We start from the raw sequence: 20,990 nt of genomic DNA, 5'->3' as shown, positions 1-20,990 counted from the left end.
AGCACCTATTTTTCAGCCGGCCCCCGGTGCCGCACATTATTGATCACGGGAGCTGCGATAGCTATTTCAGCAGTAGATCCACTACATCCCCGTTCCGTGATCTTATCCCGGCAGGGATCCGGATGGTAACGATTCCGTCTTTTGCCGTATATGCGACCGGAACATTTTTTCCCAGCAGTTTTATTGCTGCCACCGCCCCCGTCGTTTTGAACGTAACGGTCTCGGGCGCTAACGGCAGGGCCGGTGCTTTTAGTTTATCCGGAACGGCCGGCATTACAAACAGGTACCGGTGCCTGCCACGGGCAGCAGCCGGTACCGAAGCCTGCTCCTGATCGCCAAGCGCGTGCGTACCGGTAACAGCCGCATGATTTACCTTCATCCAGGCGGCGATCTCATGCAGGCGGCTGATCATACCCGCTGAAAATACGCCCTCCTTTGTGGGGCCGAAATTCAATAAGAAATTGGTATTATTGGAACGGCAAACAGCCAGCTGATTCAATACATATGCCGCTGACTTCAGGGGGGCCCTGGTATAACCCCATCCCGGGTCGGCAATGGTAGCGCATAGCTCGGCCCAGTCCGGCTGTTTTACGGATGGCAGCGATTTATCACCTTCCAGCGTTTTATAATCTCCATATCCAAAGAACCGCGGACTCACCACAATGCCCGGCTGCAGCTCATGGATGCGGTCCATGGTAATGCAATGTTTCCATGCTGCATTCCCTTTGGGAATATTTGGAGCACCATCAAACCAGATCATATCGATCCTGCCGTAATTCGTCAGCAGTTCTTCTACCTGCCCTTTGATATAGGCCGCAACTTTCTCATAGTGGCGTTGTTGTTCTGGCACAGTTTTAACCGTTGTACGTGCCTTCAGGCTGGCATCTACCGAAGGGACATGCTGGTAGTCCCGCCCGATACCGTAATAAAGAAAGCTCTGGAATTCCCGGTTAAAATACCAGTCGGGACCAGAATAATACAATCCAACCTTCAGGCCGTATTTCCGGCAGGCAGTAACAAATTCTTTCACAAAATCCCTTCCACCCAGGTAATTCCGGGTATTATAATCTCCGTATTTGCTGGGCCATAAGGCAAACCCGTCGTGATGCCTGGTGGTCAGCACCACATATTGCATCCCCGCCTCCTTTGCCAGTTTTACCCACTGGTCCGGATCACAGGATGCCGGTTTAAAGTCTTTAGCCTGCTCCCAGTATTGGTTGGGTGTAAGACAGGTGCCATTGAGCTTACACCGGTGGCCGGCAAAAAAGTCCGCGGCTGCAAAGTACCGGTCCATCGAGTCCTGCGACGGCTTATGGGCGCTCCAGCCGATCTGTGTGCCTGCCATCATCGGCCAGGACAGATCCAGCTCTTTTACGGAAGAAATACCCCAATGAATGAACATGCCAAAGCCTGCCCGGGGATACCATTGCGCTCCGGGATGGGTGGTCCGTTTATAGGAAGCAGCCGGGTCTTCAGTGATGCCGATCTGCGCATGCTGCATCTTCACTTTTTCGTCTTCCTGCCGGTTTTTCGTCTTCTGTGCCCACAGGCGGGGGCTGCAACAGGAACAAACCAGGACAGCCAAAATAAATGCTTTCTTCATATATTACTTTAGATTCAGTTTAATAAAACAGATCCGCCGGTTCCTTCACGAAGTAGTTTCAGTGTGGCAGGTCGTCCGTCTTTCAAAACAAAACCCGCGGTCGTGGTACCTCCGTCACAAACAACCCGGGCGCCGGAAGGGTTCGCGGCAACAGTCCAGTTCCCCTCCAGCTGCAAACTTACACGATACTCTGTCGATCGCCATTTTGTTGCAATAGCATCCACCGCATTCAGGTCCGGGTTGTTGATGGTAAGGGTGATGCCATTCCCCGACTCCTTTATCCCTACCAATGCCCTGCCGGAAACACGTTTGACCACTCCGATATTCACACGGTCATTCGCCTCGAAAAAAACATAAGCGGTAAGCTTTCCGGGCAAATACGCCACCGCATGCAATGAATCCGTCCGGCTGAGTATCCGGTATATTTTACCGCTTGCAAAACGGGCGGAAAGCAATTCCATTTTCTTTGGCGTTGTACCCGGCACCGCCACAAAACAGTAGCCCGCATTACCGGGGGCGGTTCCGTGATCTATATATGCTTTGCTGAAACGGGACCTGACCGTAGGTGTACCCGTCAGGCTTGTTTCCACGGGAGCATCCTGCAGGCCTCTTGCCACTACGATGGTACCACCGCCCTGCGGTACAAAAAAGCCGGTGGTCTGACCGTTTACCAACCATGCGGCCTTATTTTCCGTGGAGACCCTCTGATCGTAATGATCCTCTTTTATTGCCCGGGGAGCATTTATATAAACAGGAGGATTGGCGGATGCAGATACCGCCTGGAATAAATTCGTTGCCGTTGTATGCGCAGTGTTCGAAGAACGGATCCCACTGCCCAGGCACACAAGGATGCCATCGAAAGCAAAAACAGACTTGTGAAACTGCATATGATTCGGGCTGTATTTATTCCCCGCCCTTTCCACAAAATCCATTGCAAAAATACCGTCCTTACCCAACGACAACGCACCGGCAAAACTGTTCTCGTTGTATTCATCGGCCCTGCCCTGTTTGGCCTGTAATTCGGAAAACGGAAGATGCACGGTGGTTGTGCCCGGCGCCACATTCCAGTCCCAGCCATTGCCTCCCTGGGCGGGATAACCGGTAGCAGCAGTATCCCCGTTGTACAGCACTTCCAGGGAACCGTAGCTCTGATAGCGGCCATACCGATTTTCAGTAACATAGATCTCAGTGCCCCATAACCGGTTGGTAAAGCCGCGCATCACCGCTACCCAGTTGTCCTTGCGCAATACGCCCAGCTGTCCGTAATTGTACTGGTAATAGCCGTCGAACGCTGTCTGTGCTACGGGGTACTTCCGGGTATGGAATATATAATTATAAAATGCTGCCAGTTCGGGATCATACAGCCCTCCCAGGATGTCTCCCCCTACCTCCACCAACTTCTCCAATTTGTTGCGCGGTATGGGAAAGCCTGAAAAAGGATTCCTTCCCGAAGCCGCATTTGCATAGATGGCTCCCGCGGATGACTGTAAATACGATGCTTTATAAAGCAAAGAGATATTCCGGTAAGCACCGGCACTGACACGATATACCGTATTTTTCAATGAATAGATCCGGTCCACATAGGTACCCATAGCATACATATAGCCCAGGTAGTGCGCCCCGTGATGAAAAGCACAGCCATCTACTTTCAATCCATCCGCACTGCCTTCCGTAAAATGCACAAAGAGCCCCAGGTAGCGGGAGATGCATTTCAGATCGCTCACCCAGCTCCCCGGAGAAGGGGCCAATGCTGCCAGCTCAAATAAAAAATCCGATCTCAGATGCATAAAATCCGTATTGGGATCTACCGGTCCCCGGCTATAGATCCGGTTATACCCGATCTGCCACTTCAGCATTTTTATCACTTCACTCCTGATACTGTCGGGATATAGCGACATCCCCTCTAAAAATCCTACCGGAAAGCCCAGGCTATGCCGGTAGTGTCCCAGGTGCAAAAACAACCGTCCGCCTTCCGCCAGGCCCTGATCCAGTAAATACGAAACAAGATCGATCAATTTGTTTTTCGCATCCGTGTCGGCGTTCCGGATTGCGGCTTCTGATAAATAAGCGCAATACCTGGACGCCTGTAAAAGGGTATCTTCATGATCCAGGAAGAGCTGCCCCCTGCCGGTGATCGTATGATCCGTGTTGCGCCGGATGGCACAGGCTGTCACAAAGCTTTTGGCAGCAGCAAGGTTAGATGCGCTTACCGGTGGAATCCTGCGTGGATAAAACAGCTTTACTTTTTGAGCATCCAGCAATTCCTGTGCTGACGCAGCAGCCACCGCAATATCCGGCGTATGCAAATATTCACCGAGCATTTCAGCCGCCTTCCCCGCAAACTGTTCCCGGTCTATGCGCATATGCGGTCCGGGGTAACGGTCTTTGGGATCCCCAATGACCCGGAAAGCATCCAGGTATAGGGTTATAGCAGCAGCAGGATCGCGGGGTTGGTAACGGATCTCCATCCGGTCCAATGCAAACCCGGGCAGCTCATTGCCTCTATTGTAATCGAACCGGTAACTGCGGTGATAATCCCGCCATCCTTTATAATTCAGCAGCATATGGCCTTCCCGTTGCATCACACCAGCCTTATCGTAAAACCGGAAGACCAATGTATCGCCGGAGATACGGGGACTGTAAATAAAAAACTGCGCAGATCCGGCATTCCGGCTGCCGATGTCAGCAAGGGGAATGCCCAGTTCGTCAGCCATCAGCACGGCGCCCTTCTGCACCACCCATTTCAGAGCTTGTTCCCCATCCTTGGTGTGCTCACCACTTAAAGTGAGCTTACCGTTCGACGATGAGAAATTGGCCGGTATCGCCGAATTAAAGTCGTAATATTTTTGCTGGCCGTTTCCCGTTGCAGAGAACAGCGCAATGCAAATGATAATTAAGATCCTCTTCATAAAAAATTATTTCGGCTGCTATTCCAATTCTACATCAATTACCAATGGCAATGTCCTTCTCATACCGACAGGTACATCTACAATCAATTTATTTGCTTCGATTTTGTAGCCGGGCTTCTGGCTATGCCCCAGTAAGGATACTCTTTTAACCGCCCCGCCGGTATAAAATTCTACTTTCTCTTCCGCAGCCCTTTCTCCATTTACGGGAGCCAGCAAAAATAAATAACGGTGCTTTTTTCTTTTAGTGGCCGGCACCGATGCCCATTCCGGAGCATCGAGCGCCCGCGCTCCTTTAACAGAAACGCCGTTCACTTTCATCCAGCCGGAAATTTCTGCCAAACTCTGATACATGTCAGCAGTAAAGGCCCCGTCTTTTGTGGGGCCGTAGTTCAGAAGCATATTGGTATTGAAAGACCTGGATCGTACCAGGTAATTCAGGAGATGGGCTGTAGACTTCAGGGGCGCCTTTGTATGACCCCAGCCACTGGTAGCAGCGGTTGTACAAAACTCGGCCCAGCCGTCCTGCTTCATCACGGGAAAGTTCTTATCACTTTCAAAGCTATGATAGTCGCCATAACCAAAAAGCCTTGGGCTTACAATAATGCCCGGCTGCAGCTGATGCACCCGCTCCATGGTAATGCATTCCTTCCAGGCTGCGTTTCCCGCAGGAATAACCGGAACCCCATCTTTGTCAAACCAGATCATATCTATTTTGCCGTAGTTGGTCAGCAATTCTTCCACCTGTCCCTTTACAAAAGCCGCTACTTCGCGATAATGGGCCTGCTTTTCCTCTGCTGTTTTTACCGCTGTTCCTGGATGTAAGTCCCGGTCCAATACCGGTATGTGCGGATAATCCCTGCCCACACCATAATACATAAAGTTCCGGTATTCACCATCGAAATACCAGTCCGGAGGCGAAAAATACAACCCGGTCTTTAATCCGTATTTTCTGCAGGCGGTCACAAACTCCTTCACAAAATCCCTGCCTCCCAAATAATTCTTTGTATTAAAGTTTCCATATGCGCTGGGCCACATCGCAAACCCATCGTGGTGTTTTGCCGTGAAAACAGCATAGGTCATACCGGCCTCCTTAGCTGCTTTTACCCATTTTTCGGGGTCACAGTCTTTTGGATTGAAATCCTTCGCCATTGCCCAGTATTCATTGGGCGTAATGCAGCTATTGTCCTTTTTACAATCATGGCCGGTAAAGTAATCCCCTGATTCCATTATTTTTTTAACGGAGTCTGCACTCAACCGGTCGTTCGCCGGCCGCCAGCCGATCTGTGTACCGGCCATCATCGGCCAGGAAAGCTCCAGCTCCTTTACAGAGGAAATGCCCCAGTGAATAAACATACCAAAGCCCGCCTGCGGATACCATTGGGCATCCGGGTGGGTGGTCCGCTTATAAGAAGCAACCGGCTCGTCGGTCCGGGCGACCTCCGCCTGTTGTGTCTTTATATTTTCATTTTTCTCCCTGCTGCCGTTCTTCTGCGCCCACAAGCCCATGCTGCAACAGAAGAAAACCAGGGAAGATAAGAAGATCGCTTTTTTCATATCTTATAGCTAAAGATCTGCACTTTTATATTGGCCGGTATTCATTTTACTAAAATGTGTATCATCGCAAATGGTTTGTAAACCCGGAAACCATAGCCCGCGCCGCAGACGGCACCCTCATTGACCGGACAATCAATTTATAAAGATACCAGTATTGGCTGCTTTACCATCCGGGATTTTGTACCAGTTTTTTATTCAGCGCGATCTCCCCCGACGGGATGGGATAAAGCAGGTTCCGCTCTGAAACATTGCTCCCCCCCAACGCCCCATATTTAACACCGCCGCCATTTGCCGTCATATCCGCGCTCACAGCTTTCATTGCCGTAAGAAATTTGCCCCAGCGGATCAGGTCCTGTCTCCTCAGCGTCTCAAAACAAAGCTCCCGGGAACGCTCGTCCTCAATAAAAAGCTGGAATGCGTCTTTCGATAATCCCGCGGGCACATCGGCCATTACACTGGGGGCCAACAGATCAACACCATAGGCCCGTCTCCTCACCTGGTTGACCGCGTTATAAGCGGCATCCGTTGGACCGTTCACCTGGTTCTCTGCTTCTGCCAGCATCAGCAATACATCCGAATAGCGCAGCAACGGAAAATTGGTAGGGCCTGTATTTTTATTTTTGGGCCGCAGGTTCTCATAGGACCTTCTCCATTTTGCAGCATCCCGGCTGTACATATTTGCAGCGGTAGTCACAATCGGTACCCGGGCGCCGGTCTTGCCATTATAGCTATAGGGCTGCAGCGCCCATTCCCTGCGCTGGTCGCCCTCACCGTATAGTTTGAACAACCGGCCCGTTCCTTTGATAAAACCGTAACAATATCCGGTATCGTTCTGAAAAGTGGTGCTGGTCATAGCAATGCCGATGGTATTGCCCACCCTGCCCGACTCATTATAGCCATCGCCGTTAAACCCTTTAAAATCCACTTCCCACATGCTCTCCTTTACATTATAGATATCCTGGGAATGGTTGATAAAGATCTGGCTATAGGCGCTGGTTGCCACTTCGCTGTTATAGTCAATATTCAGCGCGTGCTCGCCGGATACTTTTACTTTTTCTGCCCAGCTGAGCGCCTCGGCATATTTTGCCTGGTCCTTCAGTGGAGCACCGGCCATATGCAGGCATACGCGGGCCAATATTCCTTCCGCTACCGTTTTTGATACCCGGCTGGGGTATCCGAGCACGGAAGACAAGGGCAACGCCGCCTCCGCCTCCTTCATGTCCTTAAGGATCTGCTCATATACCTCCCTGTCGGAGGCCCGGACTACCTCCAGGTTATTGGGCGAGGTCACCGGATCCAGCACCAGTGGCACCCCGCCAAAACGGGTCACCAGCAAAAAATAGTAATATGCCCGCAAAAATTTGGCCTCTCCCAGGATCACGGTCCGCTTGTCCTCACTTATCGGGGGCAGGTTAATATTTGCGATCAACTGGTTGGCCCGTTCAATGCCGATATAACAATCCTGCCACAACTTACGGATCCGGTCATTCGTAAAATCAAAATTATAAACGTTAATACCTGTTGCAGCAGACGACCGTGCATAATAAGAATCGTCCGTGCAGGCGTCCCATTCAGAAAAAAGATAATCGCCATACAGGGTGCCTGAGCCCAGCTTATCATACACACCCGCCAGCGCGTTCATTATTTTCGCCTCCGTATTGTAATACTCCTCACCGGTCAGCGCATCGGTGGGTTTGGTATTTAAAAATTTTTTACAGCTGCCCAAACCGGTAGCCAGCAATACGAAGAACGATATATATATAACTCTCATACAATCCAGTTTTAAATATTAGAAGGTGATTTTTGCTCCAAAGGTGATGGTGCGCGAACGGGGATAAGTAGAATAATCGAACCCGGGCGTCAGCGCAGAATTATAGGCGCTCACCTCGGGATCCATCCCGGTATATCTGGTCCAGGTGATCAGGTTCTGCGCTGCCGCATACACACGCAATCCTTTTATCCGGATCCGATCCAATACTGCCCTGTTAAAATTATAGCCAAGCGCTACCGTTTTTAACCGCAGGTACGATCCATCCTCGACCAGGTAGGAAGAATAGCCTCCGCCAAAATAGCCCTTTGTCCGGTAAAGTTTTGAATCCGTATTCCCCGGGCTCCACCGGTCGGCATAGGAAGCAAACTGGTTAAATGCCAGAGAGCTCCGACCTTCAAACATGAGCTTATTGATATTATACACGTCGTTGCCATAGGACCACTGGAAAAATACATTGAGATCAAAATTCTTATAGGTGAAATTATTGGAAAACCCGCCGTAGTGAACCGGCAACCCCCTTCCGATCACCGTGTAATCTTTGGCATCCACTTTCAGGTCGCCATTGATATCGCGGTACCTGATGTCACCCGGCTGTATCTTTTCCCGCGTGTTGCCATTGGTGGGCACATTGTCCTTCAGCACATAGCCCCCCGATCCGGTACGATCAAAATCATCGTAGCTATAAACACCATCCCAGATATAACCATACATCTGCCCGAGAGCGCCACCCAGACGGGCGATATACGCGGAGGTAGACGTCCAGCCGTTATCCCAGTTAACCGGCCTTTCCAGCGATTCCTGGTTTTCGGCCAGCCCCAGCACTTTGTTCCGGTTAAAGGAAATATTAAAATTGCTGCTCCAGGAAAAATCCTTTTTCTTCATATTCACTGTTTCCAGGGTGATTTCGAGCCCTTCATTCTGCACGCTGCCGATGTTCTTATACGCAACGTCAAAGCCGGAAGAATTGGGCAGGTTCGCGTTCAGCAGCAGGTCCGTTGTTTTTTTCCGGTACACATCCACCGTCAGCATCACCCGTTGTTTAAAAAACGCCAGGTCGAGGCCCAGGTCCGACTGGCCGGTGGTTTCCCATTTGAGATCACTATTGCCCAACGCCAGGGGCACAATGCCGCTGATAAAGCTGTTGTTAAAAACATATCCGCTCCCAACCGGCAACCCAAAAGTGGTTAAATAAGAAAAGTCACCCACACGGTTGTTACCTGTAACACCGTAACCAATGCGGATCTTACCGTCTGACAGAACAGCGTTCCCTTTCAGGAACCCTTCTTCCGAAAAGCGCCAGGAAACTGCCCCCGAGGGGAAATAGCTCCAGTGATTGGTTTCCGAAAATTTGGAAGAGCCATCCGACCGGAAGGAGGCGGTAAGCAGGTACTTTGAGCGGTAGCTATAATTGACCCTCCCTAAAAAAGAGGCCAGGTTCCACAATGAGCTTCTGGCTGTCAACGGCTGAACGGTGCCCTCTTCCAGCCCACTGATCCCCAGGCTTTCATTTGGAAGCTGAATTGCGCTCATACCATATACGGAAGATTTACCCCCCTGGGCGGTGAACCCGCCAACCATATTGATCGAATGTCCGTTCATCGATTTATTCCAGGTAAGTATATTCTCATTCACCCAGGAATTGGTCTGTGCAAAGGCTAAAGATCCATTGACCCCGTTTATTGTCCGGGAGTTCCCAAACTGCGTATTCGAATTATTGAAGGATTCCGAGCGGACCAGCCGGTCATTGAGCCCTCCTGTCACCCGCAATTTCAAACCGGGAAGCAATGTATATTCGGCATATACATTCGCCACAAGATTCTTTGTCCGGTTCTTTCTTACAATATTTTCAAGGTTGATCACCGGATTTATCCGGTAGTCATTTGCGGGATCAATACTGGGATCAAAAAGCAGATCCTCCAGGTCGCCATCCACATTGGGCGATACCGGCCGCATGCCCCATACGGAGGCAAAGATCTTATTTGTAGAGGAACCGCCCCCTTCACTGGGGCTCATGCCTGATTGCACCAGGTAGGTATAGTTGGTATTGATGCCTACTTTAAGCCGGGTGCCGACCGACTGATCCAGCACCACCCGGCCCTGGTAACGGTTATAACCTGAATTGATCAGTACTCCTTTTTGATTCAGGATGGATCCCGAAACCGCATATTTCGTTTGCCTGGAGCCTCCGCTAAGCGCCAGGTTGTAGTTGGCCATGGTAGCCCGCTTCATTACCAGGTCCTGCCAGTCGGTACCGGTCATATTTTTATAGCTGTCCAGTGTTTTCCCGTCTCTCAGATATACTTCCTTGGGCGTGAGCGTGGTGCCGCTGGATACAGAATTGGTATCCAGTTCCAGCTGGTATTTTACAAATTCATATGGGTTCATCATATTCATCCGCTTTGTAGGATCCTGGAACCCGTAAGAAACATCCAGCTGAAGCACCGGAGGCCCCTCCTTTCCTTTTTTGGAGGTGATCATGATCACACCGTTGGCGCCCCTTGCTCCGTAAATAGCCGTTGCCGATGCATCTTTCAATACTTCGATCGACTCGATGTCGCTGGGGTTGATCGCATTGTTATCGGGGCTTTCAATGGGAAACCCGTCCACTACATACAGGGGCGAGTTCTCCTGTGTAATGGAGTTGTTCCCCCTTACCACAATACTGATACCCGAGCCGGGCTGCCCGTCGTTAGAAGAAACCTGAACGCCGGCCGTACGCCCTGCCAGGGCCTCGTCAAAAGAGCGGACAGGTGCTTTATTCATATCCGCTACATTCACTTTTCCCACGGAACCGGTAAGGTCTTTCTTTTTAACGGTCCCATATCCCACAACCACCACTTCATCCAGACCCGTTGTTTCACCGGGCTGAAGCTGCACATTTAAAACAGGGCCGGAGCCGGGCGACAGCTCCTGTGTGAAATATCCTACAAATGAAAAAATAAGTACGGCCTTCCTGTCCCGAAGCCCGATGGTATATTTACCCTCTGCATCCGTAGTGGTCCCACCCGGAAGATCGCTGATCTTCACCGATACTCCCGATAGCGGCGCCCCATCGGCACCGGTTACCACACCATGAAGCAATACCTGCTGTGCCCTTACAGAACTTACTCCCATAAGCAACACCAATGCCAGCAAACAACGTATCATAAGCAACAATTTTTTAATAAATAGTATAAATTAAGATGAACAAAAAACAATCATCAGCGCCCCGTGGTCAAAACAACCGTGCATTACATTTTTTCTGCCATGTGCCTGCACAGACCGGTCCTTCGCCCCGGGTCGTGTCCGCATGCACCATTTCCAATCACAAAAATGTTATATACTCCGGGCAACAGAAACAACGATACTATGGCACCCCGCCCGGGAAAATCATATGCAACCATTCGCAAAAATCTTCACCAACCCTTTTGATCCGGAAGAGGATGGTTACTTGAACGCAAACCTAACTTCGGCGTTTTATTTGCAAGGGGTGCAAATATCTCAAAATAGGGGTATTTTTTTATCAGTGTTGTTTTTCTTTGCTGCTGCGCAGGACAAATACATCTAAAGTTCCCGGCATCCTATACCATCTCTTCGTACAGGATGCGCTGACCGGGAAATATATTTCTACCCCTATTTCAATAAGAAATCCCCCCTGCCCCACAAAATCATTCCGCAATTTGCAGCTGCTTTTGCTGACAGCCACTTGCTGACAAAATTTTAAAACTTAATACAGAAATATGTTTACCAGAAAATGTGGAAGTATTGCAGTGCTCTTCTTCCTTACCCTGCATAGCCTGTGCGGATCTGCCCAGAAAAAAACAGGAGAAAATGAATTCGATTTTGTGTTCCGGCTGGCAGAGCGCCAGTACTCGGATATGCTGGCCATTTCCGGGAACCTGCACCAATATCCCAGGACCAGCAACCCGGACGGGAGTGTGCATTACGACACCGTGGACGACTGGACCGGTGGCTTCTGGCCCGGATGTTTATGGAATGTTTATCAGTTCACAAAAAAAGAACAATGGAAAAAGGCGGCCATCCGATGGACCGAAAGCCTGGAAAACAATCAATACAATACCCGGCACCATGATATCGGCTTTATGATGTACAGCAGCTATGGAAATGCGCTGAAGTTTGTACCGGAGGCTTCCTATAAAAAGATCCTGGTCCAGTCTGCCAAATCGCTGATCACCCGCTACAACCCCGTGGTGAAGTCGATCAAATCCTGGAACTACCGCAAATCCTGGGATGGCAAAACGGAATGGTTCTTCCCGGTCATCATCGATAACATGATGAACCTCGAACTGCTATTTTATGCCAGCAAAGTAACCGGAGATCCGGTGTACCGGAAAGTGGCCATCGCCCATGCCGAAACAACGATGAAATACCATATACGTAAAGATTATAGCTCCTATCATGTAGTGGACTATGATACGATCACCGGCAAAATGCTGCACCAGCAAACCTGCCAGGGGTTTGCCGACAATTCTACATGGGCGCGTGGTCAGGCCTGGGGCATTTACGGTTTTACCCTGATGTACCGGGAAACAAAGGATAAACGGTACCTGACCACCGCAAAGAAAATGGCCGATTTCTTTATGAACCACCCGAACCTGCCGGAAGACAAGATCCCTTACTGGGATTTCAATGTAGGGCAACCCGGCTACAAAGCAGACTGGAACTACAATCCGGCCGATTTTAAATATATACCGAGGGATGCGTCTGCCGCCGCAATCACCGCCGCAGCACTACTGGAAATGCAAGGTTACCTGGGCAAGGACGGCACGCCTTATAAAAATTTTGCCATCGCCATGCTGAGATCACTAAGCAGCCCGGCGTACCTTGCCGCCCCCGGAACCAACAGCCATTTTCTGCTGAAGCATTCTGTAGGCAGCATTCCGCACAGCAGCGAGGTGGATGTTCCGCTGGTTTACGCAGACTATTATTTCCTGGAAGCGCTGCTCCGTTTTAAAAACATGAAATAATTATAGGTATTTTGTGTTTGCAACAGCACCGGCGGGAATGACACAGAAGGTCCCTGCTAAAGCCGTTACACAAAAATCCGCGTAAAAATGAATAAGCAAATAATTGTTTTACTAACAGCTTTTCTGATATCATTCTTACCGGCTATGGCTCAGGATGAGATGCTGACCATCCTGGCGCGCATCAGCAGGGAGGTATTTGATAAAACAACCGATGCTCAGATCACCAAAGGCATACAGGCCTACAAAGACCGTATGAACAGCGACGGAAGCTGGCCCGATATCCGGTACGATGACCGGTCGGCCACGCTATGGCTTCCCGTTACCCATCTGGACCGCATCCGGTTATTTGCCGCCGGCTATTCCAACCCGCGCAGCGCCTATGCCGGGGATGAGACCCTGTTCCGCCTGATCTGCAACGGACTGCAATATTGGTGCCGCGTCAGCCCCAGGAGTAATAACTGGTGGCACAACGACATCAATACTCCCCAACGTATGGGGCAGCTGCTTGCAATGATGCAGTTTGGAAAAAAGCAACTCCCTTCCGCCTTGCAGGAAGCAGCGTTAAAGATCATGGAAGAAACCCGTTCTTCATTCGACTTCACCGGGGCAAATAAGCTGGACATTGCGCTGCACAATATCTGCCGGGCCGCCATTCGGAGGAACGGGCACCTGCTGCAGACCGCCGTACAGGAGGCCTTTCAGCCGATCGCATTCACCACCGGAGAAGGACTGCAAAACGACTATTCTTACCTCCAGCACAAGGAGCAGCTGCAAATCTCCAGCTATGGCCTGGTATTCCTGACCGGCTCCTATCGCGTGGCCTCCTGGCTTGCCGGCACCAGATACGCCATTCCGGAAACCAAACGCAGGCTGCTGGACCACTATTTCTTTAACACATTTGCAAGGACCTTGCGGAGCAGCTATACGGATTACAATATAGAAGGACGCGGGATCTCCAGGCCCAATGGGCTTGATAAAACAAAAATAGCAGACGATAATGATGTTGCCGGTCTTTTCAGCAATATTCTTTCCGTAAGCCCTGACCGGGCGCAGGAACTGGCGGCAATCAAAGCAAGATTGCTCCAACAGCAGCCGCCTTCTTACAAAATAGTTCCCAGCCACACGCATTTCTGGCGCGGCGATTATACGCTGCATCTGCGGCCCGGATATTCCTTTAATGTACGCACCGTGTCCGGCCGCACCATCCGCACCGAAAGCGGGAACGGCGAAAACATGCTGGGTACCGTTCTTCCGGACGGATCTGTAAACCTTGTACGGCGGGGCAATGAATACTTAAATATTATGCCCGCCTGGGAATGGGACAAGATCCCGGGTGTTACCGCCAGGAATTACGACACGGCCGTTACCATGAAAAAAGACTGGGGTATTTACGGGAGCACTGATTTTACCGGCGGTGTAACGGACAGCGTGTATGGCGTAACGGCATATACGCTCAACTACGACGGCGTCGGCGCAAAAAAATCCTGGTTCTTTTTTGATCAGGAGATCGTTTGCCTGGGCGCCGGCATTACCAGCGGCGCTCCTCAAACCATTACAACAGCCATCAACCAGGCCTGGACCAACGGCGATGTATTTGTTCAGAATAACGGCCGGGTACTGCCGGTGGGCAAAAAGGCCGGCTTCACACATGCCGGATGGGTATGGCACGACAGTATTGCCTATCTTTTCCCGGGTGCACAAAACATCTTTGTTGCAAATACCATTCAATCCGGCAACTGGTCGCAGATCAATTACAGCCAGAAAGGGGAAGTAAAGGGCCGCGTATTTAAACTATGGATCGGCCATGGAAGGATGCCCCGCGACGCCTCCTATGAATATATTGTGGTACCGGGGATCAGCAGAAAAACCCTGCAAACATATAAAAAACAAAACATCCGTATCCTTAGCAATACAAAGGAGCTGCAGGCGGTAGCACAAAAGGAACTGGGAATCATACAGGCGGTCTTTTATACCCCCGGGAGCATCAGATCCGGAGACGTGCAGCTGACAGCCGCGCAGCCCTGCATGGTACAGGTTTGCGGCTTGCATAGCGGCAACATAAAGATAAGCGTTGCAGATCCGACCCAGCAGTTAAAAACAACAACACTGGAGCTGCGTACGCCGAAAGGGGCACAACAGCTGGTCATCCCCCTGCCCGGAGGTGCCTATGCGGGTCAATCGGTATCCCGGCAGGAAAACATCCGTACAACTATTAAAAATAAAAGATGATAAAACGAAACCACTGGATCTGGATCATCGGTCTGTTCGCCTTCTTTCAGACAGCCGCACAACAGCAACGGAAGCCCAATATTATTGTTATCGTAAGCGACGACGGCGGCTATGCCGATTTTGGCTGCTACGGAGGCACGCAGATCCCTACCCCTCATATCAATGCCCTGGCAGCAGAAGGCGTCCGGTTCACCAATGCCTATGTATCGGCCTCGGTATGCGCGCCGTCAAGAGCGGGCATTCTTACCGGCCGTTACCAACAGCGTTTTGGCTTCGAGCACAATATGTCTGGTAAACCCTCTCCGGGCTATACGAAAGCCGACATGGGGCTCGACCGGAATCAGAAGACGATGGCCGATGAGCTGAAAGCAAGCGGTTACCGCACCATCGCGATCGGCAAGTGGCACCAGGGAAATGCGGAGGAATACTTCCCGCTCAATCGCGGCTTTGATGAATTCTATGGGTTCCGGGAAGGGCACCGGAATTTCTTTCCTTATAAAACACCGCGGGAAGATGTATATGCGCTCTATGATAACAATACCATTATCCCCGAGGGAAAAATAACTTATCTCACAGATATGTTCACCCAAAGAGCGGTAGACTTTATCAGCCGGAACAAGGCCCGCCCCTTTTTCATGTACCTCGCTTATAACGCCGTTCATACTCCCTTACAGGCCAAACAAAAAGACCTCGATCGTTTTCGTACGATCGCAGACAGGGACCGGAGAACCTATGCCGCCATGATGGCTTCTATGGACGCAGGGATCGGCACGGTACTGCAGGCGCTTAAAGAAAAAGGGATCGAAAACAACACGCTTATTTTCTTTATCAACGATAACGGCGGTGCTACCAATAATGCCTCCGATAACGGCATCCTGCGCGGCATGAAAGGCTCTAAATGGGAAGGTGGTATCCGGGTAGCTACCATCATGAAATGGCCGGAAAAGATCCGCCCCGGAACGGTTTACAACAAACCGGTCATTTCACTGGACATCCTGCCCACCGCGCTGGCCGCCGCTCATGCAAAAAGAACAGCGTCCGATGCGCCGGACGGGGTCAACCTCCTCCCTTATCTTCATTCCACCAAAACCCCGCACCAGGCCCTTTTCTGGCGCAGGGGTGTTGCTGCAGCCGTACGTTCGGGCAAATGGAAGCTGATCCGCGTACAGTCGGACCCGATCCTGCTCTTTGACCTGGAAACGGACATTTCCGAAACCCGGAACCTGGCCGGTCAGCATCCGGAGATCGTAAAAGACCTGCTGCACAAGCTGGAGCGCTGGGAAAAAGGCCTGCAGGCGCCCCATTGGGGCAGCTCCTTCGGCGGATACAACCAGATCATGAAACACAAAATGGAAACGAAAGGCCGGGAAATGGAGCGTAAATACCCATAACATCTTTCACCTCGGCGTCTCCTCGGCAAGACACCCGGGAAATGAAAAATATTGATCCGTTGCGGCGCTAATAGTTCGCGTTATACATCAGCGCATAATACTCGTGCACCATACGATTGCTTTCGAACTGCCAGCGCACATCCTGCATGCCATTCTTCATGATCTGGCGCCAGGTATTATAATCCTGGTAGTACAGGGGGATGATCTGTTTGGTGAGGATCTCGTAGAGCTGATTCAGATCATACTCATCCTGCTCGTGTGTATGCATATTCTCATAATCGGCCTTGGGCACCACAAACCCATTGTGCCCATGATTGATGAATTCGGGGATCCAGCCGTCATCCGTGGAAAAGTTCACTGCACCATTCATGGCGGCCGTCATCCCACTGGTACCGGAGGCTTCCCTTGGCACACGCGGGTTGTTCAGCCATACATCGGCAGCCTGTTTTAACCGCTTCGACAATCCAAGCTCATAACCGGTAAGCACGGCCACATTCCTGTAATTCTTGCTTAAATGCACGAGCTCGTTAAATTCGGAAATCGCCGGAAAATCCATTGGATAAGGCTTACCGGCCCAGATGATCTGAACAGGAAATTCCGTATTATGCAGCAGATGGTTAAAACGCTGCAGGTCCGATGCGATCATCCCGGCTCTTTTATAACCCGCAAAGCGCCTGGCCCAAACGATGGTGAAGACCTTTGGGTCGAACAATTTTCCCGTCTGGTCCGCCACAATTTCAAACGCCCTTTTCTTCAGGAACCATTTGCGGTCGTCAAAACCGTAGTTATCGCCCACATCCTTGAATTTGTACATCTGCTTATCGGCCCAGTAACTCCAGTTTTGTGCATTGGTAATGGAAACAATAGGACAAATACCTTCATATTTCCCCCACATCTCGCGGGAAACTTCCCCATGCAGTTTTGAAACCCCATTGGCAACATGTGCAAAACGCAGGGCCACCAGCGAGTGGTTAAACTGGTCGCCATAATCGCGGGTCAGCGTCTTTACTTCTTCAACGCCCAATCCACAGAAGTAGCTCATTTTATGACAGAGATAGATGTCATGCTTTTCGTTACCTGCTTCCTCCGGTGTATGCGTGGTAAATACCAGCCGCCGTTTTACCTCATCCAGATTCCGGTTATATTTCTGGTACAGGTAAAATGCTGCCGAAAGACCATGCGCCTCATTCAGATGATAGATCTCGGGATCAAAGCCCAGCAGGTCGATCAGTTTGGCGCCGCCTACCCCCAGCAGGATGAACTGGGCCACCTTGGTAGCCACGTTTGCATCATACAGTTTATGACAGATGGTCTGGGATACATAATCATTTTCCGGAAGATCGGTACTCAGCAAAAACAAAGGAGCTGTTTTAAATGTTTCGGGATTCAGGTAATAAGCCTTCACCCATACCGGCGCATCATGCACCATGATCTGGAACTTGATGCCCGTATCTTCCAAAAAGCTATAGATCTTCTCATTCCAGGCTACATCCAGTGTCTGGTCCTGGTTCCGCTCCTGGTCATAATAACCGTATTTCCATAAAATACCGATACCGATCATATTTTGCCGCAATTCATAGGCACTCCGGAAATGCGATCCGGATAAGAAACCCAGCCCGCCGCTGTAAATCTTTAATGGCTGATGAATGGCATACTCCATGGAGAAGTAAGCAACCTTTTTTCCATAATTCTTATCAACCTCATAGGGCACTTTAAAATTCTCAAAACTCATACGCTTTATTTAACGGTTAGCAAAATAAGTGAATTATGATAAGAAATCGCTATAAAATACGGGTGCGTGAATAATTGTGTGGATAAAACACATTAAAAATCACCAGACAGGATGGGCAGTTGCGGTTTAAGGTTTGTGTTGCATTTCAATTCTCAAAAGCTTCCGGGCGATGCCCGATGTACTTATTGCCTATTGCCTGTTATCTAATCTCTAACATCTGTTATCTATAGTCTAATATCTAACATCTATTGTCTAATATCTATTGTCTAATATCTATTGTCTAATATCTATTGTCTAATATCTATTGTCTAATATCTATTACCCCATATCGAACTTCCGCTCTCCGCTTTTGCCGGAATAACAGGATCCTATTTCAGAATGATCCCTGCCAGCGGCGGCAGGTTGATGGTGATCTTATATTGTTTTATTTCTTTATTCAGCAGCTCCGTCCGGATGTCTTTATTAAACACATCACCCGTGCCGTCGTAGCCCCGCTTATCCGAGTTAAACAGCTCTTCTGTATATTCTTTTCCGGAGACCGTTACCACCCAGTCGTAATGCACTTCGGGGGTCATGTTCAGCAACACCAGCAGATCCTCTTCCGGCTTTCTGCCTTTTCTTTTATACACCATTACGCTTTCCGCGCGGTGTTCCAGGTCTACCCACTCAAAACCTTCTGTATTGAACTGGTTAACGTACATGGCCGGCTCCTGCACAAGGACCGCGTTCAGTGCGCGCAAACAGGCCTGCGCCCCTTTGTGGCTGGCATGCTGCAGCAATGACCAGTCCAGTTCCGACTTGTAATTCCATTCCGTGGTCTGCCCAAACTCCGATCCCATGAAAAGCAGCTTAGCGCCCGGGTGCGTCCACATATAAGTAAAGAACAAACGCAGGTTGGCAAATTTCTGCCAGAGATCGCCGGGCATTTTATAGATCAGCGGGCTTTTGCCATGCACTACTTCATCGTGACTGATCGGCAGCATAAAATTTTCATCATAGTAATACATCATGCTGAAGGTAAATTCATTCTGATGATACCGGCGGTGTGCCGGGTCCAGCTTAAAATAATCCAGGCTGTCATGCATCCAGCCCATCATCCATTTCATGCCAAAGCCCAGGCCATCTTCAAACGTAGGCCGGGAAACGCCCGGCCAGTCGGTGGCCTCTTCCGCGATCGTTTGTACATCCGGAAAATCCCGGTAAATGGTTTCATTCAGGTCCTTGATAAAGGCGATCGCCTCCAGGTTCCCATCGCCACCAAACTCGTTGGGTTCCCATTCGCCTTCATTCCGGGAGTAGTTCAGCTTCAGCATCGAGCTGACCGCATCCACCCGCAGCCCGTCGATATGAAACTGCTCCAGCCAGAAGCGCGCGCTGCTGATCAGGAACGACTTTATCTCCCCTCTTTTATAATTAAAAATATAAGAGTTCCAATCCGGGTGATACCCCTTGCGCATGTCGGCATATTCATACGTATGCTCGCCGTCGAACAGATACAGGCCATGTGCATCATAGGGAAAATGCGAGGGTACCCAATCCAAGATCACCCCGATGCCGACATTGTGAAAAGCATCTATCAACCGCATAAAACCCTGCGGATCGCCAAACCGCGAAGTGGGTGCAAAATAACCGGTAGTCTGGTATCCCCAGCTCCCATCAAAAGGATATTCCGTCACCGGCATCAGCTCCACATGCGTAAAGCCCATCTCCTGAACATAAGGAACCAGCCTCGTAATGAGCTGGTCATAGGAATTATAAGAGTGCTCATCCGAGGGGTCTGGCCGCTGCCAGCTGCCCAGGTGCACTTCATACACACTCCAGGGCGCATTCAGCGCATTGTGCTGCTTCCGGTCCTTCATCCACACCGCATCCTTCCAGTCGTAATGCAGGTCCCAGGTAATGGAAGCCGTCATGGGACGTAACTCCCAGTAATGAGCAAAAGGATCTCCTTTATCGGTTACCGTATTGTGCGCACCAACGATATGATACTTGTACAGTTCCCCCAGCTGAAAGCCCGGTATAAATCCTTCCCAGATCCCGCTTTGATCCCATCTTGCGGTTAAAGGATGGGTAACCTTGTTCCAGTCATTAAAATTGCCGGTCACAAATACAAAACGCGCATTGGGCGCCCACACACAAAAATACATGCCCCATTCTCCGTTCACCTGTATGGAGTGCGATCCAAACTTCTCATACAATGTATAATGCGTCCCCTGCTGAAAATTCCGGATGTCTTCATCCGTCAGCAGGGAATAGTTCCACACCGGCCCGGAGGTATCAATATAATTTGCAGCTTCAAAGGTTTCCTGGATTTTTTTTATATCAATGGACATATGAACAGTTGTTCAGCAATGTACAACATTTTTCAGGAATTTTCCGGCAGGATTTTGACGTGCCGGATCGCATTTTTTTACTGCCTTCAATAGCGAACAACTACTGTATAAACGGTCCTCCGCTTTATGATATACCAGCCCCTTCAACCGGGGTTTTTCATCATTCATCACATTTTTATATACTTTAACGTATTTTAAAGAGCTTAACCGGCCGGGATTTATGGAAAAGGATCATTTTTGCGTTAAAGGTTTTTTATCACCGAAAAAAATACCCGACCAATCATGAAATATGACAACAAACCAGGACCATGCCGCCGGATCAAAACAAAACAACAGATGCATATTACTTTTTTTGTTGCGTAGGACCTGTCCGCACGTGCCGCTTCATACTAAGTTTATGCATTTAAAACAACTATTAACTTAGTTTCAATACGATATTTTCGTATTTTCGCCGAAAGGATTGTAACAAAAAAGAAACAATAGCGATTATTCTATATAAAA

At 49.9% G+C, this 20,990-nt stretch carries 10 protein-coding genes; 3 read left to right on the top strand and 7 right to left on the bottom strand.

Annotated features, from left to right (window positions below; all coding sequences use genetic code 11):
• Window positions 1–61 precede the first annotated feature (61 nt).
• The 5 genes from B160_RS0101860 to B160_RS0101840 form a co-directional block, all read right to left on the bottom strand.
• On the bottom strand, window positions 62–1,603 hold the full coding sequence (locus B160_RS0101860; RefSeq protein ID WP_018626146.1) for an alpha-L-fucosidase: 1,542 nt from the start codon (window positions 1,601–1,603) through the stop codon (window positions 62–64).
• Window positions 1,604–1,617: 14 nt separating this feature from the next.
• Window positions 1,618–4,512 carry a polysaccharide lyase family 8 super-sandwich domain-containing protein gene (locus B160_RS0101855; protein ID WP_018626145.1) on the bottom strand — a complete coding sequence of 965 codons (2,895 nt, stop codon included), beginning with the start codon at window positions 4,510–4,512 and terminating at the stop codon, window positions 1,618–1,620.
• An 18-nt stretch (window positions 4,513–4,530) separates the two neighbouring features.
• Window positions 4,531–6,066, bottom strand: coding sequence for an alpha-L-fucosidase (locus B160_RS0101850; protein ID WP_018626144.1), 1,536 nt, complete (start codon window positions 6,064–6,066; stop codon window positions 4,531–4,533).
• Window positions 6,067–6,229: 163 nt separating this feature from the next.
• Window positions 6,230–7,837: a RagB/SusD family nutrient uptake outer membrane protein gene (locus tag B160_RS0101845; protein WP_018626143.1), complete on the bottom strand. Its 1,608-nt coding sequence runs from the start codon at window positions 7,835–7,837 to the stop codon at window positions 6,230–6,232.
• Between the two features lie 18 nt (window positions 7,838–7,855).
• Complete coding sequence (locus B160_RS0101840) at window positions 7,856–10,984, bottom strand: SusC/RagA family TonB-linked outer membrane protein (protein ID WP_026309451.1); 3,129 nt, start codon at window positions 10,982–10,984, stop codon at window positions 7,856–7,858.
• 572 nt (window positions 10,985–11,556) lie between these two features.
• Between B160_RS0101840 and B160_RS0101825 the strand changes: the two genes are divergently transcribed.
• The 3 genes from B160_RS0101825 to B160_RS0101815 all read left to right on the top strand — a co-directional run bounded on the left by B160_RS0101825 (window position 11,557) and on the right by B160_RS0101815 (window position 16,424).
• Window positions 11,557–12,804 (top strand): glycoside hydrolase family 88 protein, encoded by a 1,248-nt coding sequence (locus B160_RS0101825; protein WP_018626139.1) that lies wholly within the window; start codon window positions 11,557–11,559, stop codon window positions 12,802–12,804.
• Between the two features lie 87 nt (window positions 12,805–12,891).
• Window positions 12,892–15,033 (top strand): polysaccharide lyase 8 family protein, encoded by a 2,142-nt coding sequence (locus B160_RS0101820; protein ID WP_018626138.1) that lies wholly within the window; start codon window positions 12,892–12,894, stop codon window positions 15,031–15,033.
• On the top strand, window positions 15,030–16,424 hold the full coding sequence (locus tag B160_RS0101815; RefSeq protein ID WP_018626137.1) for a sulfatase: 1,395 nt from the start codon (window positions 15,030–15,032) through the stop codon (window positions 16,422–16,424). The genes B160_RS0101820 and B160_RS0101815 overlap by 4 nt, the downstream gene beginning before the upstream one ends.
• A 67-nt stretch (window positions 16,425–16,491) precedes the next feature.
• Here the strand turns inward: B160_RS0101815 and glgP are convergent, their stop codons facing one another.
• Window positions 16,492–18,156 (bottom strand): alpha-glucan family phosphorylase, encoded by a 1,665-nt coding sequence (glgP, locus tag B160_RS0101810; protein ID WP_018626136.1) that lies wholly within the window; start codon window positions 18,154–18,156, stop codon window positions 16,492–16,494.
• A 368-nt stretch (window positions 18,157–18,524) separates the two neighbouring features.
• A complete protein-coding gene (gene glgB, locus B160_RS0101805; protein ID WP_018626135.1) occupies window positions 18,525–20,489 on the bottom strand; it encodes a 1,4-alpha-glucan branching protein GlgB in 1,965 nt (654 codons plus the stop codon).
• Window positions 20,490–20,990: the final 501 nt, after the last annotated feature.

Source organism: Niabella aurantiaca DSM 17617 (genome assembly GCF_000374125.1).
Taxonomy (GTDB): domain Bacteria; phylum Bacteroidota; class Bacteroidia; order Chitinophagales; family Chitinophagaceae; genus Niabella; species Niabella aurantiaca.
Note: the sequence above shows the minus strand (reverse complement) of the source record. Positions and strands in the feature narration are given on the sequence as shown.